Source organism: Brevundimonas bacteroides DSM 4726 (assembly GCF_000701445.1).
Lineage (GTDB): Bacteria > Pseudomonadota > Alphaproteobacteria > Caulobacterales > Caulobacteraceae > Brevundimonas > Brevundimonas bacteroides.
This window is the reverse complement of the sequence record NZ_JNIX01000008.1, coordinates 397079-410937: the sequence shown is the minus strand read 5'-3', so window position 1 is coordinate 410937 and position 13859 is coordinate 397079. Positions and strand designations below refer to the sequence as shown.

Annotated in this window: 20 protein-coding genes; 10 read left to right on the top strand and 10 right to left on the bottom strand. The window is 68.9% G+C overall.

The annotated features are described in order from the left end of the window. Positions 1-38 precede the first annotated feature (38 nt). From hmgA to Q333_RS0106895, 3 genes are read left to right on the top strand one after another with little or no spacing between them, the layout of a single operon-like run. The gene (hmgA, locus tag Q333_RS0106905; protein ID WP_029416018.1) at positions 39-1334 is read left to right on the top strand and encodes a homogentisate 1,2-dioxygenase; all 1296 of its coding nucleotides are present in this window, start codon (positions 39-41) and stop codon (positions 1332-1334) included. A gap of 13 nt (positions 1335-1347) precedes the next feature. After that, positions 1348-1698, top strand: a complete 351-nt coding sequence (locus tag Q333_RS0106900; RefSeq protein ID WP_029416017.1) for a hypothetical protein — start codon at positions 1348-1350, stop codon at positions 1696-1698. Positions 1699-1737: 39 nt separating this feature from the next. Continuing rightward, positions 1738-2541: a DUF1295 domain-containing protein gene (locus Q333_RS0106895; RefSeq protein WP_029416016.1), complete on the top strand. Its 804-nt coding sequence runs from the start codon at positions 1738-1740 to the stop codon at positions 2539-2541. A 3-nt stretch (positions 2542-2544) separates the two neighbouring features. Here Q333_RS0106895 and folB read toward each other — a convergent pair whose 3' ends face one another. Genes folB through Q333_RS0106860 form a run of 7 tightly spaced genes read right to left on the bottom strand, consistent with a single transcriptional unit; the run spans position 2545 to position 6459 of the window. Then, on the bottom strand, positions 2545-2958 hold the full coding sequence (gene folB, locus Q333_RS16390; RefSeq protein WP_029416015.1) for a dihydroneopterin aldolase: 414 nt from the start codon (positions 2956-2958) through the stop codon (positions 2545-2547). Further along, positions 2951-3709: an SDR family oxidoreductase gene (locus tag Q333_RS0106885; protein ID WP_029416014.1), complete on the bottom strand. Its 759-nt coding sequence runs from the start codon at positions 3707-3709 to the stop codon at positions 2951-2953. Before Q333_RS0106885 ends, folB begins: the two co-directional genes overlap by 8 nt. After that, positions 3702-3830 carry a hypothetical protein gene (locus Q333_RS17960; RefSeq protein ID WP_281173708.1) on the bottom strand — a complete coding sequence of 43 codons (129 nt, stop codon included), beginning with the start codon at positions 3828-3830 and terminating at the stop codon, positions 3702-3704. The genes Q333_RS0106885 and Q333_RS17960 overlap by 8 nt, the downstream gene beginning before the upstream one ends. Positions 3831-3848: 18 nt before the next feature. Then, entirely contained in the window at positions 3849-4607 is a 759-nt protein-coding gene (gene arsH, locus Q333_RS0106875) for an arsenical resistance protein ArsH (protein WP_029416013.1), read from the bottom strand. Next, on the bottom strand, positions 4607-5695 hold the full coding sequence (arsB, locus tag Q333_RS0106870) for an ACR3 family arsenite efflux transporter (protein ID WP_029416012.1): 1089 nt from the start codon (positions 5693-5695) through the stop codon (positions 4607-4609). Before arsB ends, arsH begins: the two co-directional genes overlap by 1 nt. Further along, entirely contained in the window at positions 5695-6117 is a 423-nt protein-coding gene (gene arsC / locus Q333_RS0106865; protein WP_029416011.1) for an arsenate reductase (glutaredoxin), read from the bottom strand. The genes arsB and arsC overlap by 1 nt, the downstream gene beginning before the upstream one ends. A 6-nt stretch (positions 6118-6123) precedes the next feature. Continuing rightward, positions 6124-6459, bottom strand: coding sequence for an ArsR/SmtB family transcription factor (locus Q333_RS0106860; RefSeq protein WP_029416010.1), 336 nt, complete (start codon positions 6457-6459; stop codon positions 6124-6126). 72 nt (positions 6460-6531) lie between these two features. Here Q333_RS0106860 and Q333_RS0106855 point away from each other — a divergent pair, with 72 nt between their 5' ends. Genes Q333_RS0106855 through Q333_RS0106835 form a run of 5 tightly spaced genes read left to right on the top strand, consistent with a single transcriptional unit; the run spans position 6532 to position 9794 of the window. Continuing rightward, positions 6532-7002, top strand: coding sequence for an NUDIX domain-containing protein (locus Q333_RS0106855; RefSeq protein ID WP_029416009.1), 471 nt, complete (start codon positions 6532-6534; stop codon positions 7000-7002). A 9-nt stretch (positions 7003-7011) separates the two neighbouring features. Next, entirely contained in the window at positions 7012-7461 is a 450-nt protein-coding gene (locus tag Q333_RS0106850; protein ID WP_029416008.1) for a DMT family transporter, read from the top strand. A gap of 34 nt (positions 7462-7495) precedes the next feature. Next, positions 7496-7987, top strand: a complete 492-nt coding sequence (locus Q333_RS0106845) for a YkgB family protein (protein ID WP_051651169.1) — start codon at positions 7496-7498, stop codon at positions 7985-7987. Between the two features lie 36 nt (positions 7988-8023). Continuing rightward, positions 8024-8953 carry a 4-hydroxybenzoate octaprenyltransferase gene (gene ubiA / locus Q333_RS0106840; protein WP_029416006.1) on the top strand — a complete coding sequence of 310 codons (930 nt, stop codon included), beginning with the start codon at positions 8024-8026 and terminating at the stop codon, positions 8951-8953. A 16-nt stretch (positions 8954-8969) separates the two neighbouring features. Continuing rightward, positions 8970-9794, top strand: a complete 825-nt coding sequence (locus Q333_RS0106835; protein WP_029416005.1) for a DUF3298 and DUF4163 domain-containing protein — start codon at positions 8970-8972, stop codon at positions 9792-9794. A 4-nt stretch (positions 9795-9798) separates the two neighbouring features. Here Q333_RS0106835 and Q333_RS0106830 read toward each other — a convergent pair whose 3' ends face one another. The 3 genes from Q333_RS0106830 to Q333_RS0106820 are packed head-to-tail and all read right to left on the bottom strand — an operon-like array spanning position 9799 to position 11359. Beyond that, positions 9799-10725, bottom strand: coding sequence for an alpha/beta fold hydrolase (locus Q333_RS0106830; protein ID WP_029416004.1), 927 nt, complete (start codon positions 10723-10725; stop codon positions 9799-9801). Between the two features lie 20 nt (positions 10726-10745). Then, positions 10746-10961: a helix-turn-helix transcriptional regulator gene (locus Q333_RS0106825; RefSeq protein ID WP_029416003.1), complete on the bottom strand. Its 216-nt coding sequence runs from the start codon at positions 10959-10961 to the stop codon at positions 10746-10748. Then, a complete protein-coding gene (locus Q333_RS0106820) occupies positions 10958-11359 on the bottom strand; it encodes a hypothetical protein (protein WP_029416002.1) in 402 nt (133 codons plus the stop codon). The genes Q333_RS0106825 and Q333_RS0106820 overlap by 4 nt, the downstream gene beginning before the upstream one ends. A 112-nt stretch (positions 11360-11471) precedes the next feature. Here Q333_RS0106820 and Q333_RS0106815 point away from each other — a divergent pair, with 112 nt between their 5' ends. Further along, a complete protein-coding gene (locus tag Q333_RS0106815; RefSeq protein WP_029416001.1) occupies positions 11472-12419 on the top strand; it encodes a fatty acid desaturase family protein in 948 nt (315 codons plus the stop codon). Positions 12420-12514: 95 nt separating this feature from the next. Further along, positions 12515-13831, top strand: a complete 1317-nt coding sequence (locus tag Q333_RS0106810) for an ABC1 kinase family protein (protein ID WP_029416000.1) — start codon at positions 12515-12517, stop codon at positions 13829-13831. Positions 13832-13859: the final 28 nt, after the last annotated feature.

Below are 13859 nucleotides of genomic sequence, written 5' to 3'. Positions count from 1 at the left end.
TCCACGACCGCTAAACCGCCCGCCACGGGAGACGCATGATGACGCGAAACAGCGCACGCTATCTGACCGGCTTCGGGAGCCATTTCGCCACGGAGGCCGTCGAAGGCGCCCTGCCGGTGGGCCGCAACTCGCCGCAGAAGACGCCGATGGGCCTCTACGCCGAGCAGCTGTCGGGCACCGCCTTCACCGCGCCGAGGAGCGAGAACCGCAGGAGCTGGCTCTACCGCCTGCGGCCCAGCGCCCAGCATCCGGCGTATAAGCCCTTCGATCAGGGCCGGGTTCGGTCCGGCCCCTTCACCGACGCTCCGCCCAGCCCCAACCGCATGCGCTGGGACCCGCTGCCCCTGCCGGACGCCTCGACCGACTGGGTCGAGGGGCTGGTCACCTATGGCGGCAACGGCGATCCGGAGACGCAGGGCGGGGCGGGCATCCACCTGTACGCCGCCAACCGATCGATGACCGACCGCGTGTTCTATTGCGCCGATGGCGAGCTGCTGATCGTGCCGCAGCTCGGGGACCACGTCTTCGTCACCGAGTTCGGACGCATCGAGGCCTCGGCCGGGCACATCGTCGGCATCCCCCGCGGCGTGCGCTTCCGCGTCGAGTGCGACGGTCCGATCCGGGGCTATGTCTGCGAGAACTACGGCGCGGCCTTCCGCCTGCCGGACCTGGGGCCGATCGGGTCCAACGGCCTGGCCAATCCGCGCGATTTCGAGACGCCCGTCGCCGCCTTCGAGGACGTGGATCGCCCGACTGAGTGCGTGCAGAAGTTCGCCGGCCGGCTTTGGGTCACGACCTTTGATCACAGCCCGCTGGATGTCGTCGCCTGGCACGGCAACAACGCGCCGTATCGCTATGACACGGCCCGGTTCAACACCATCGGCACGGTCAGCTTCGACCATCCGGATCCGTCGATCTTCACCGTCCTGACCAGCCCGTCGGACACGCCGGGCACGGCCAACGTGGACTTCGTCATCTTCCCGCCGCGCTGGATGGTGGCCGAGGACACTTTCCGCCCGCCGTGGTTCCACCGCAACGTCATGAGCGAGTTCATGGGGCTGGTGACCGGCGCCTACGACGCCAAGGAGGGCGGCTTCGCCCCCGGCGGCGCGTCGCTGCACAACTGCATGAGCGGCCACGGGCCGGACCAGGCAAGCTACGACAAGGCGGTGGCGGCTGAGCTGAAACCGGTTAAGCTCGAGAATACGCTGGCCTTCATGTTCGAGACCCGGTGGCCGATCCGCACCACGCAATGGGCCCAAACCACCCCGACCATGCAGCTGGACTACGATGACGTCTGGACCGGTTTCGCAAAGGGCGACGTCGGCCGCTGAGAGGGACAAGACCATGCGTCTGCCGATCGCTACGCTCGCCGCCTTCCTGATCGCCGCCTGTTCGCCGATGGCGGCGCCGGACGCCACAGCGCCGACCCAGACGGCAGCGGAGGCCTGCGCCGCGCGCGGCGGAGCGATCTGGAGGGTCGGACGACTTCAGACCGAGCGATGCGTGGTGCCCTTCGCCGACGCCAACAAGCCCTGCCGCGATGGCGACGATTGCATGGGCGACTGCCGTGCTCCGGAAGCGGGCGCGCGCGAGGGAACCACGGTCACCGGCGTGTGCGCGCCCAACGACCTGCCGTTCGGTTGCAACACCCGCATCGAGGATGGACGGGCGCTGCCGACGCTGTGCGTCGACTGATCCGCGCGTCCGAATGAGCCAGCTCCGCGTTTCTGCGACATGAGCCTGTCCGAGATCGCCCTGCTGCTGGGGCTGAACCTTCTGCTGATCACGGTCGTGATGACCCTGCTGACCCGGCTGGCGGTTCGGTGGGGCGACGTCAGCTTCATCGACGGCGTCTGGCCGCTGGGCATGCTGATGCTGGCGCTGGTCACCTTTCCGCGCACCGAGGGCGACCCGGTCCGCAAGGGGCTGATCCTGTGGCTGGTCGCCATCTGGGCGATCCGGCTGGGCTGGCACCTGCTGAAGCGGTGGCGCGAGCACGGCGCGGACCGCCGCTACACCGCCATTCTGGACGATCAGGCGAAGAAGGGCTGGAGCTTTCGCCGGACCGCCTTCCTGTTCGTCTTCCTGCCGCAGGGGGCACTGGCCTGGCTGAACAGCCTGCCGGCGCAGCTGGGGCAGGTCGCCTACAGCCCGCCGATCGGCTGGATCGGGTGGACCGGCGCAGCGATCGTCGTGATCGGCATCGCCTTCGAGAGCATCGGCGACGCCCAGCTGGCGGCGTTCCGCAAGGATTCGGCGAACCGGGGCAAGGTGCTGGACACGGGCCTGTGGCGCTACACCCGGCATCCGAACTACTTCGGCGACGCCTGCGTCTGGTGGGGGCTGTGGCTGATCGCGGCGGAGACGGGCTGGATCGGCGTCGCCTCGATCGTCGGGCCGATCTTCCTGACCTATACCCTGACGAAGTGGTCCGGCATCGGCATCACGGAGAGGGCCATCCACACGACCCGGCCGGGCTATGCCGACTACGTGCGACGCACCAGCGCCTTCATCCCTTGGCCGCCGAAGAAGGCCTGAGTCTCAGCGGCGATAGGTGACTTCGCAGCCTGCGGCGGCAGCCGCCGCCAAGGCGCCGGGCTTTTCGATTCGCACGGTCACGGCGCGCACGCGAGGATCGAGCAGGCAATCGAGCGCCAGCCGTTCGGCGAAGGTCTCGACCAGGCCCACATGGCCCTCAGACACGATCCGCTGGCAGGCCGTGGCGACGGTCTCGTAGTTGATGGTGTCCGACAGACCGTGCACCTCGACCGGGCCGAGGTCGAGGGTGACGTCGATCACCAGAGGCTGCAGCCGTCCATGTTCGTGGTCATAGACGCCGATGCCGGCCTGGACCTCCAGCCCCCGAACGAAGACGGTTAGGCCTTCGAGGCGAGCGGTCGGCTGGGGCGCGGGCACGGCGGCGAGGGTCACGTCAGGGCTCCGGCGCTCAGTCATCGGCGGGAATGTCGGGCGTCTGCCACGCCAGGTGCTGGCCGCCGTCGACGGCGATCATCTGTCCCGTCACCGAGCGGGCGTCAACGAGATAGAGCACGGCCGTAGCGATGTCCTCGGGCGTGGCTCCGTGGCCGAGGGGGACCGAGGCGGCCTCGGCGGCGAAGTCTTCGTCTGTCTGGTGGATCGACTTCAGGGTCGGGCCGGGGCCGACGCCGTTTACCCGGATGCGGGGGGCCAGAGCCTGCGCCATCGTGCGGGTGGCCCACCACAGGCCGTTCCTCGACAGGGCATAGGAGACGAAGCGCGGGTCCGGCTTTAGCACCCTCTGGTCCAGGAGGTTGACCACGGCCGAGCCCTCGGGGGCCTGGGCGGCGAAGGCCTCCATCAGGACCAGCGGCGCGCGCAGATTGGTCTCTAGATGCCGGTCCCAGGTCTCGCGCAACAGAGACCCGACGCGGTCGTCCTCGAATACCGAGGCGTTGTTCACGAGGACGGAGAGGGGGCCCAGCGCCTTCGCGGCCTCGGGGACGAGCCGACGGACCTCATGTTCCTTCGCCAGGTCGGCGCAGACGATCGTCGCCCGTGGGCCGAGCGACCGCACTTCGGCGGCCAGAGCCTCGGCGTCCTCGGGCGAGGACCGGTGGTGGATGGCGATGTCATGGCCGCGCCGGGCCAGCGCCAGCGCGATGGCGCGCCCGATCCGACGCGAGGCACCCGTGACGAGCGCGGCGCCCGAACCGGGTTCAGTCAACCCGGCCGAACTCGAGCGCGTTGATAGCGGCCAGAAGGACGACGAAACCGATGGTGATGCCGAGAGCCAGCATGGGATGCTCCTGTTCGCTGGACGCCATAGAATGCGGCGACCCGCGCATCAAGCGTCCGAAAGGCTTTCAGGCTCCGTGGTCGGCGGTGGCGAGGTCGCGCCTGGACAGTTCGGCGGCCCCGGAAACGCCGACACCGGCGGCCTTTCGCTCGGAATAGCGGTCGACCAGCCCTGCGGCGTGAGGCCGCGTCAGCACGGTGAAGCGGACCAGTTCCTCCATCACGTCGACGATGCGATCGTAGTAGGCCGAGGGCTTCATGCGTCCGGCCTCGTCGAACTCCTGATAAGCCTTGGCGACGCTGGACTGGTTGGGAATGGTGATCATCCGCATCCAGCGGCCGAGCAGACGCAGGGTGTTGACGGCGTTGAAGCTCTGCGACCCTCCCGACACCTGCATGACCGCCAAAGTGCGGCCCTGCGTGGGGCGGACCCCGCCTATGCTGAGCGGCAGATGGTCGATCTGGAGCTTCATCAGGCCCGAGACCTGGCCGTGGCGTTCGGGGCTGGACCAGACCATGCCGTCGGACCACAGGGCGTGGGCGCGCAGTTCCTGGACGGCCGGGTGGTCGTCCTCGCCGGGCGCGCCGGGCAAGGGCAGGTCCGAGGGATCGAAGATGCGCGTCTCGCAGCCCATGAGGCGCAGCAACCGCGCCGCCTCCTCCACGCACAGGCGCGAATAGGATCGCTCTCGCAACGAGCCGTAAAGCAGCAGGATGCGCGGCGGGGGATCGTGCGGCCCCAGCCCCGCCGCAGGCCGCGTCGACAGATAGGCGGGATCCAGCGCGGGCAGGTGGTCCGGATCGGGCAGATCGCGCAGCCGGTCCATCAGCGGGCGTCCCCGGCCGGAGCCGTGGCCGGAAAGTAGCGTCGCCCCAGCCACAGGGCGACCGAGACCAGCAGGATCAGCACCGGCACCTCGACCAGAGGACCGATCACGGCGGCGAAGGCTACCGGGCTGGCCAGCCCGAAGGCGGCGATGGCCACGGCGATGGCCAGTTCGAAGTTGTTGGAGGCGGCGGTGAAGGCCAGCGCCGTCGTGCGCGGATAATCTGCCTCGATCAGCCGCCCCATCAGGAAGCTGACCACGAACATGACCAGGAAATAGATCGTCAGCGGAATGGCGATGCGCAGGGCATCCAGCGGCAGGGCGACGACGTCGCCCCCCTTGAGACTGAACATGGCCACGATGGTGAACAGCAGCGCGATCAGGGTGATCGGGCCGATCCGCGGCAGGAAGCGCGTCTTGTACCAGTCGGCTCCCTTGCGGGCGATCAGGACGCGGCGCGTCATGAAGCCGGCGAGGAAGGGCAGACCCAGATAGACCATAACAGCCCCGGCGATGGTCCAGACGCTGATGTCCACCACGCTGCCCTCCAGCCCCAGCAGCGGCGGCAGGAAGGCGAGGAAGAACCAGGCATAGGCGCTGAAGAACAGGATCTGGAAGATCGAGTTGAAGGCCACCAGACCGGCCACATACTGGTTGTCGCCCCGCGCCAGCTGGTTCCAGACCAGCACCATGGCGATGCAGCGCGCCAGGCCGATCAGGATGACGCCGGTCATGTACTCCGGCTGATCGCGCAGGAAGATCACCGCCAGCGCGAACATCAGGACCGGGCCCAGCACCCAGTTCTGGAACAGCGACAGGGCCAGAACCCGCTTGTCGGCGAAAACGCGGGGCAGTTCCTCATACTTCACCTTGGCCAGGGGCGGATACATCATCAGGATCAGGCCGATGGCGATCGCAATGTTGGTCGATCCGACCGACAGGCCGTCGAGCCAGGCGGGCAGGCCGGGGACCACCGTGCCGAGCAACACGCCCAGTCCCATCGCCGCGAAGATCCACAGCGTCAGCCAGCGCTCGAGGAAGGACAGGCGTCGGGGCGTGTCGGCGTTGATGATCGGGGTATCGACCATCACCGGACCCTGAGTCCGTCCTCGTCGATCACGACCTCGCCGTCTTCCTTGATGAAGGGCTGGAGACCGTCTTCGGGCAGGAGGTCCAGCACGCCCTCGGATGGGCGGCACAGTCTCACGCCGCGCGGCGTCACCACGATGGGCCGGTTCAGCAGGATCGGATGCGTCTCTATGGCGTCCAACAGCTGGTCGTCGGTCAGGCCGGGATCGTCCAGCCCCAGCTCAGCGAAGGGCGTGCCCTTCTCGCGCAGCAACGCCCGCAACGGCTCGCCGGCGCGGGCCGCCATCTGGGCGATCAGGGCGCGGCTGGGCGGGCTCTTCAGATACTCGACGACATGCGGCTCGATCCCGACATGCCGGATCAGGGCCAGGGTGTTGCGCGACGTTCCGCAGGCGGGGTTGTGATAGATGACGACGTCCATGGGACCTCACGCGCGGCAGACGGCCAGATCGGCCAGAAGGGGTTCGCACAGCTCCGCGCGACCTGCGCAGCAGTCCTCGAGCAGGAACAGGATCAGGCCGCGCAGCCGGTCCAGCGACACCCGATAGACGATCGACCGGCTGGACCGCTCGGATACGACCAGTCCGGCGTGGGAGAGGACGTTGAGATGGGCTGACAGGGTATTGGCGGGGACCACCAGCCTCTCGGCCAGGACGCCGGCGGCCAGGCCGTCCGGGGCGACGCGGACCAGGCTTCGCACCACATCCAGCCGCGTCGGCTGGGCCAGGGCGGCGAGCGCCAGCAGGGCGTGAGTTGATTCCATATTTCCAGCATAATCGAACTAATGCCTGTCGCAAAGTTGGGCGCGAAGGCGAAGTCTGGCATGCGTGGTGCAATGAATTGGCGCGTTCGAATCGAACCCTTGACCCGGCCCCTGTTCTTCGCGGTGTCGCGGGCCAGCCGGGGCATGACGCTTGGCGTGCGCGCGGTCGCGGTCGACGAAGAAGGCCGCGTCATGCTGGTGCGCCACACCTATCTGGAAGGCTGGTGGCTGCCGGGCGGGGGGGTGGATCGCGGCGAGACGATCGGCGACGCGGCCGCGCGCGAACTGTTCGAGGAGACGGGGCTGAAGGCGATCGCGCCCGGCCGCCTGCTCTCGGTCCATTCCAACGAGCGGTTTTTTCGCGGCGACCATGTGCTCGTCTACCGCTTCGACGCCTTCGAGGTCGGCGAGATGACTCATCGGGGAGAGATCGCCGAGGCCCGGTGGTTCGACCCGAACGCCCTGCCGGCCGACGCCCATCGTTCGACGCGGGCGCGGTTGGCGGAAATCTTCGGCGGCGCGCCCGTCGATCCGCTCTGGTAGGGGGAAGCCATGAATCTCGGACCCTGGATCGCCATGATCGCCGTCGTGCTGGCGGGCGGCGCCACCGCCTTACAGGCGCCGACGAACGCCAAGCTGGCGGGGGCGGTGGCCGGGCCGGTCAACGCCGCCTTCGTATCCTTCGCCGTCGGCACTGCGGCGTTGGGGATCGTCGCGGCGTTTCTGCACGCGAGGCCCGACATGACGGCGGTCAGGGGCCTGCCGCCCTATGCCTGGATCGGCGGCCTGTACGGCGCGGTCTTCGTGGTGGCGGCGGCCTGGGCGGTGCCGCGGCTGGGTGTGGCGACGACTATCACCCTGATGGTGGCGGGGCAGCTGTTGATCAGCCTGGTGCTGGATCATTTCGGCGCCCTGGGGGTGCCGCGCGCGCCGATCAGTCTGACGCGGGTGGCGGGCGTCGCCTTGGTGATCGCCGGGGTAGTGCTGGTACGTCGGGGGTAGGTTTCAAGCGTAACCGTTCCGGGCGGGGCGGCGAATGGCGGCCGACCGCAACCGTTCGGGCCCGCTCATGACCTTCGCCGACGCCGCTCCCTCACGCCTCGACGCCCGTGCCTTCCTCCGGGCCGGGATCGTCGTGATCTTCCTTTGGTTCGGCTACATGAAGTTCCTGCCGTACGAGGCCGAGGGCGTGAAGGGCATCGCAGAGACCTACTGGCTGTTCGGTTGGCTCTATCCCCTGGTCGGAGTTCAGGGCGCGTCCAATGTCATCGGCGTTCTAGAGATTGCGGCCGGGGTGCTGATCGCGCTGGGTGGACGCTTCCCCTTCGCTGGTCTGGTCGGGGCCCTGATGGGCGTGGCGACCTTTCTGGTGACACTCAGCTTCTTCTTCACCGCACCGGGCATCGTGGCCGAGGGCTATGCCTTCCCCGCCCTGGGTTCGACGGGTCAGTTCCTGGCCAAGGACATCGGGCTTCTGGCCATTTGCCTGTTCCTGCTGTTTGACGCGCAGAAGCGCATCGCGCCCTGACCTGACGAGGCCGCTCGGGGGTGCTATCCCCCGCCCATGTCCGCTCCTCTCCCCGACGCCGGTCGAAACTGGGTCGACGCCCGCGCGCCCGAGGCCTGGAAGCCCTGGCTGAAGCTGGGCCGGTTTGACCGTCCGGTGGGCGTCTGGCTGCTGCTGCTGCCGGGCTGGCAGGGGATCGCCCTGGCGCTCGCGGCCGCGGGCCGCGCACCCGGTCCCTACGACGCCTGGCTGTTCCTCGGCTTCGGCATCGGGGCCTGCCTGATGCGGGCGGCGGGCTGCGCCTTCAATGATATCGTCGACCGCGACATCGACCGGCAGGTCGCGCGCACGGCGGGACGGCCGGTCGCGTCCGGCCAGATCAGCGTCAAGCAGGCGTGGGCCTTCATCGTCGCCTGTAGCCTGGTCGCCTTCCTGATCCTGCTGACACTGGGCGGGACGGCGATCCTGCTGGGCCTTGGTTCGCTGGCGCTCGTCGCGGCCTATCCCTTCATGAAGCGCATCACCTGGTGGCCGCAGGCGTGGCTGGGGATCACCTTCAACTGGGGCGCGCTGATGGGGTTCGCAGCCGTGACGGGGCAGGTCACGGCCACCTCGGTCCTGCTCTGGATCGGCGGTGTGTTCTGGACGCTCGGCTATGACACCGTCTATGCGCTTCAGGACATCGAGGACGACGCTCTGGTCGGTGTGAAGTCTACCGCCCGAAGGCTCGGGTCAGGTGTTCGCACCGGTGTCGCGGTCTTCTACGTCGGAGCAACCCTTTGCGCGGGACTGGCAGGCGTGGCGGCGGGGCTGTGGCCGCTCTTCTTCGTTGGCCTCGCCGTCTACGCTGCCCACCTCGCCTGGCAGGTCTGGCGGCTGCGGCCCGAGGACGGCCCCTTGGCCCTTCGGCTGTTCAAGTCGAACCGTGACGCGGGCCTGATCCTGCTGGCGGCGATCGGCGCCGGTGCGCTATCGGTATCGCTCTGACCGGAGAGACCTGACCATGTTCGCCCGTCCCCGCCTGCTGGCCGTTTCGTTGATCGCGCTCGCCGCGCTCGGCGCGTGCAACCGTGATCGTCCGGAGAAAGCGGCCAATGCGACGCCCGCCTCCGGCGAAGCGGCGGTGGTGACCCCGGCCGAAGCCGCCGCGCCGATGGCGTTCGAATCCAAGACGCCCTACGCCGAGGTCAGCCTGACCCTGCCGATCGCGCTGCGCAGCCAGCCGGACCTGCACGCCCGTCTCTACGCCGCCAATGTGCGCGACCTGCGCACCTTCGCGGAGGGCGCCCAGGCCGACCGCACCGAGGCCGGGGGCGACGAGGGCCTGCCGCCCTACGACAAGACCATCGAATTCACGCCGGGCGCCGAGACCGCCAAGCTGTTCAGCCTGATGCGGACGGTTTCGGAGTTCACAGGCGGCGCCCACCCGAACGCCCAGTATGGCGCGGTGCTGTGGGACAAGGCTCTCAAGCGCGAGATCGCGGCGGCGGATCTGTTCGTCAAACCCGCCGACTTCACCGCTCTGGACCAGGCCCTGTGCGCCGCCATCAACGCCGAAAAGCGCCGCCGCGACCCGTCGGCCGAGACCGTCACCCTGACCGGCGACGGCACTTGGAAATGCCCGCGCGCGATGGAGACGCCGTTCGTGCTGGCGGCCTCGACCGAGCCCGGCAAGGCGGGCGGCCTGACCTTCCTCGTGGGCCCCTACATCGTGGGACCCTACGCGGCCGGGTCCTATGAGGTCAGCGTGCCGCTCTCGGCCTTCCGCGCCCTGATCGCCCCGGCCTATGCGGGTGAGTTCGGCGGCGGGTTGAAGCCCGCCGCCTGACGCCTCAGCGCAGGAATTCGTCCACCGCCGCGTCGAACAGCGCCGGCTGATCGGCCATGATGAAGTGCCTCGCCCCGTCGATGCGGACGAGCTTCACGCCCGGCAGGGTCGCATACTCCCGCGTCCAGAGCGCCTCGGCCATGGCGGGCGGCGGACCGCCGTCGGCGTCGGTGGCGTAGAGGACTGTAACGGGCGTGGTCATGGCCGCGAGACCCGGACGCGCATCGGTGGTCATGACGTCGTGGAAGGCGGCGGCGAAGGCGCGCCGGTCGCTGGCCATCGACCACTCCACCATCCGCTCGCGGATCGCCGGGTCTCGGGCCAGGCCCACGGCGGATTGCACCTGCTGCTGGCGGAATGCGTCGTCCGAGGCGGCGAGGACGCCCGCCCGCGCCTGGTCAGCGAAGGGCCGGGCGTTGTCTGACGTGATCCCGGGGCCGAACAGGGCCGAGTAGAAAGGCAGGGCGTCGACGATCATGACGCGGCCGATGCGATCCGGGTGGCGCTGTGCGAGCAGGAGACCCGTCAGGCCACCCATGGAGTGGCCGATGATGGCCGGGCGCTCCAGGCCCGCGACCCGGATGTAGCGCGCCACTTCCGCGACCTCGGGCTCGACGAAGGGGCCGTGGCCGTGAATCCAGGGCTCGCCCGCGAAGCCGGCCAGCTGGACCATGTGCACGCGGTGAGTTGCCTTCAGCCGATCGGCAAGGGGCCGCCAGACCTCGCGCGATGACGCCAGGCCGGGGATCAGGATGACGTCGGGGCCCGATCCGACGACCTCGACCGACAGCCGACTGGAGGCGAAGGCCGGCGCGCTCTGGGCGACTGCGACGCCCGGCAGGGCGGCGAGTGAGAGCGGCGCGGCGGCCATGGCGGCGGCCAGGCACAGGGCGCGCAGGATTTCGCGCCCGGGTTGGGCGGTGTTCGGCATGGCGTGTCGTTTTGGTCAGGTTAGCCTGACAGGGTGTCAGGCGCGTGAGGGTTGGTGAAGATGGCCTCCACCGGCTCCCCGAAGACGGCGGAGATGCGGTAGGCGAGGTCCAGCGAGGGGTCGTGCTTCTCGGTCTCGAGCGCGTTGACCGCCTGGCGCGAGACCCCGATGGCGCGGCCCAGCTGCTCCTGGGTCCAGCCGCGTTGCGAGCGGAGTTCCTTCATGCGGTTCTTCACCGGCTGGTCCGGATGAACGGAGTGACGAGCCCGTACAGGCCCCAGAACAGGGCGTAGACGATCCAGCCCGGCGCATGGGGCGCGTCGCCATAGCTTTCCATGAATCCCCATCCCGAGAACAGGGCGAAAGCCAGCCCGGCCGCGACGATGAAGCGTTTGGCCATCAGCGTCCGCATGAACTCGTCGGCCTCGTTCATGAAGGCCACGGTGGCCCAGATCTGGCCGGCGATCGGCGCTGCCACCGCGAGGCCGAGAAGCATCCCGGCAGGCGTGCCGATGATCTCGTCGAAAGCCCCGAGGATGGCGGCCACGTTGACGGCGACGTAGCCGGTCATGAATGCCAACGTGCGGACCACATAGCGTCTGTTGGCGCCTTCCGGTGCGACGAGACTGGACATGGCGTGAACTCCGTGGAAGTCATGCATACCTGACACCAATGGAATGTCATGTCAACCTGACATCTATGCCGTACGGTCGATTCATCCGCGGTCCTTTGCTAGGTTGGGGCTCATGCCCGCCGCGCCTCGTGTTTCGCCGTCCGCCGTGTTCACGCCCGATGCCTGGGCGCCGTTTCAGGCTCGCTCCTGGTGGAAGGGGCCGCTGCTGGTGCTCCACTGCTGGGGCGTGATCGCCGCAGCGGTCGCCATCGGCGTCTGGCAGCCGATCTTGATACCGCTGTGTGTCATGGTCATCGGCGCGCGACAGTTGGGCCTCGCCATCCTGATGCACGAGGCGGCCCACGGCGCCCTGGTCCCCAACCTGAAGCTCAACGATTTCCTCGGGCAGTGGCTGTGTGCCGTGCCTATCGGGGCGTCACTGACCGCCTATCGGCCCTATCACCTGGCCCATCACCGCTTCGCCCAGCAGCCGGAGGACCCGGACCTGATGCTCGCGGCCCCATTCCCGGTCAGCCGGGCGTCCCTTCGGCGCAAAATGATCCGCGATCTGACCGCCCAGACCTTCTTCAAGCAGAGGGTGCTCCTTCCGCTGGCGGCGTTGCGGGGTCGCTCGGGTGCCAACGAAGACGCCCATGCGTACGACGCCATCGTGACCGGTCGGTCGGTCGCCGCCTTTCTGATCTGGAACGCGGGCCTGCTGGTGGTTCTAAGCCTGCTGGGCGTCTGGTGGGCCTTCTTCGCCCTGTGGCTTCTGCCGATGGCGACCTGGTTTCCGCTGGTGACGCGGCTCCGGAACATCGCCGAGCACGCCTGTGTCGAGGGTTCGGCCGACGACCCCTTCCGCGCCGCCCGCACGACCCGCGCCCGCTGGTGCGAGCGGGCCTTCATCGCCCCCTACTGGGTCAACTTCCATGCCGAGCATCACCTGTTCATGCATGTGCCGTGCTGGAACCTGCCCCGGCTCCATCGTGCCGTCCGCGCCACCGAGCCGGGCCAGCGGATGGAGGTGGCGAACGGATACGTCGAGGTGCTGAGACAGGCCGCGTCGCGTCCGGCCTGACACAAAGACCCCGTAGGGTCGTCCCGATCAGCTCCATTGTCGCGGCTACGCCATGCCGCATTGCAGCGAAGGAGGACGGGGCGGACACAGGGGCCATGTCCCACGCGCCCTCCAGTCGAGGCCTGCCCGTGCCGACCGGTCGCCTGTCGCGGCTGGCGCGGTTCGGCGGCCTGGCGACCGGCATCGCCGGAAACGCCCTGGCCGAAGGCGCCGTGCAACTGGCCAAGGGGCGGCGCCCGACCATGGGCGACCTGCTGCTGACGCCCGCCAACGCCATCCGCGTCACCGAACAACTGGCCCAGCTGCGCGGGGCGGCGATGAAGATCGGCCAGCTGATGTCGATGGACGCGGGCGACCTCCTGCCGCCGGAACTGTCGGACATCCTGGCCCGTCTCCGCGCCGACGCCCGTCCTATGCCGCCGGTCCAGCTGACGGCCGCGCTCAACCGCCGCTGGGGCCGGGGCTGGGAGGATCGCTTCCACCGCTTCGACATGACCCCGGTAGCCGCCGCCTCCATCGGCCAGGTCCACCGCGCCTTGACCCGCGATGGCCGCGATCTCGCGATCAAGGTCCAGTACCCGGGCGTCCGGCGCAGCATCGACTCGGACGTCGACAACGTCGCCACCCTGCTGAAGGTCTCCGGCGTCCTGCCGCGCGAGATCGACCTCGCCCCCCTGCTGGCCGAGGCCAAGCGCCAGCTGCATGAGGAGGCCGACTACGCCCGCGAGGCCGACCATCTGGCCCGTTTCGGCGCCCTGTTGGCGGACGATCCCGACCATGTGGTACCAGGCCTGTGCGCCGAGCTGACGCGGCCCGACGTGCTGGCCATGGACTACGTCGACGGCGGGCCGGTCGAGGCCATGACCGGCGCGTCGCAGGCCGAACGGGACCGGATCGCCACCGTCATGATCCGGCTCTTGCTGCGCGAGCTGTTCGACTTCGGCTTGATGCAGACCGATCCCAACTTCGCCAACTATCGCGTCGATGCGGCCGGGCGGCTGGTCCTGCTCGACTTCGGTGCGACACGCGCCATTCCGCCTGCCCTGGCCGAGGGCTACCGCGCCCTGATGCGCGCGGCAATGAACGACGACCGCCATGCGGCCATTCAGGCAGCGGAGACGATCGGCTTCTTCGACCATCGCGCACGCGCCCGCGACGCCGAGGGCTTGGAGGCCATGTTCGATCTGGCCCTGGCGCCGTTCCGGGGCGAGGGGCCGTTCGACTTCGGCGACACCGCGGTGGCCGCCCGGCTGCGCGATCGGGGCATGACTTTCGCGCAGGACCGAGCCGTCTGGCATGTGCCGCCGGTCGACACCCTGTTTGTGCAGAGGAAGCTGGGTGGCGTCTATCTGCTGGCCAGCCGGTTGAAGTCGCGCGTCGAGGTACGCCGCCTGCTGGCGCCCTGGCTCTAGCCATCGCGGGCCGTATCGCGCACAGACC

Excerpts from the sequence above, each read along its gene's own strand:
- Q333_RS0106850 (WP_029416008.1), top strand. The coding sequence starts at position 7,012 with ATGAATCTCGGACCCTGGATCGCCATGATCGCCGTCGTGCTGGCGGGC.
- Q333_RS0106855 (WP_029416009.1), top strand. The coding sequence starts at position 6,532 with ATGAATTGGCGCGTTCGAATCGAACCCTTGACCCGGCCCCTGTTCTTC.
- arsH (WP_029416013.1), bottom strand. The coding sequence starts at position 4,607 with ATGGACCGGCTGCGCGATCTGCCCGATCCGGACCACCTGCCCGCGCTG.
- Q333_RS0106860 (WP_029416010.1), bottom strand. The coding sequence starts at position 6,459 with ATGGAATCAACTCACGCCCTGCTGGCGCTCGCCGCCCTGGCCCAGCCG.
- arsB (WP_029416012.1), bottom strand. The coding sequence starts at position 5,695 with ATGGTCGATACCCCGATCATCAACGCCGACACGCCCCGACGCCTGTCC.
- Q333_RS0106810 (WP_029416000.1), top strand. The coding sequence starts at position 12,515 with ATGTCCCACGCGCCCTCCAGTCGAGGCCTGCCCGTGCCGACCGGTCGC.
- Q333_RS0106900 (WP_029416017.1), top strand. The coding sequence starts at position 1,348 with ATGCGTCTGCCGATCGCTACGCTCGCCGCCTTCCTGATCGCCGCCTGT.
- Q333_RS17960 (WP_281173708.1), bottom strand. The coding sequence starts at position 3,830 with ATGCGCGGGTCGCCGCATTCTATGGCGTCCAGCGAACAGGAGCATCCC.
- Q333_RS0106895 (WP_029416016.1), top strand. The coding sequence starts at position 1,738 with ATGAGCCTGTCCGAGATCGCCCTGCTGCTGGGGCTGAACCTTCTGCTG.
- Q333_RS0106820 (WP_029416002.1), bottom strand. The coding sequence starts at position 11,359 with ATGTCCAGTCTCGTCGCACCGGAAGGCGCCAACAGACGCTATGTGGTC.
- arsC (WP_029416011.1), bottom strand. The coding sequence starts at position 6,117 with ATGGACGTCGTCATCTATCACAACCCCGCCTGCGGAACGTCGCGCAAC.
- Q333_RS0106830 (WP_029416004.1), bottom strand. The coding sequence starts at position 10,725 with ATGCCGAACACCGCCCAACCCGGGCGCGAAATCCTGCGCGCCCTGTGC.
- folB (WP_029416015.1), bottom strand. The coding sequence starts at position 2,958 with ATGACTGAGCGCCGGAGCCCTGACGTGACCCTCGCCGCCGTGCCCGCG.
- Q333_RS0106815 (WP_029416001.1), top strand. The coding sequence starts at position 11,472 with ATGCCCGCCGCGCCTCGTGTTTCGCCGTCCGCCGTGTTCACGCCCGAT.
- hmgA (WP_029416018.1), top strand. The coding sequence starts at position 39 with ATGACGCGAAACAGCGCACGCTATCTGACCGGCTTCGGGAGCCATTTC.
- Q333_RS0106845 (WP_051651169.1), top strand. The coding sequence starts at position 7,496 with ATGGCGGCCGACCGCAACCGTTCGGGCCCGCTCATGACCTTCGCCGAC.
- ubiA (WP_029416006.1), top strand. The coding sequence starts at position 8,024 with ATGTCCGCTCCTCTCCCCGACGCCGGTCGAAACTGGGTCGACGCCCGC.
- Q333_RS0106835 (WP_029416005.1), top strand. The coding sequence starts at position 8,970 with ATGTTCGCCCGTCCCCGCCTGCTGGCCGTTTCGTTGATCGCGCTCGCC.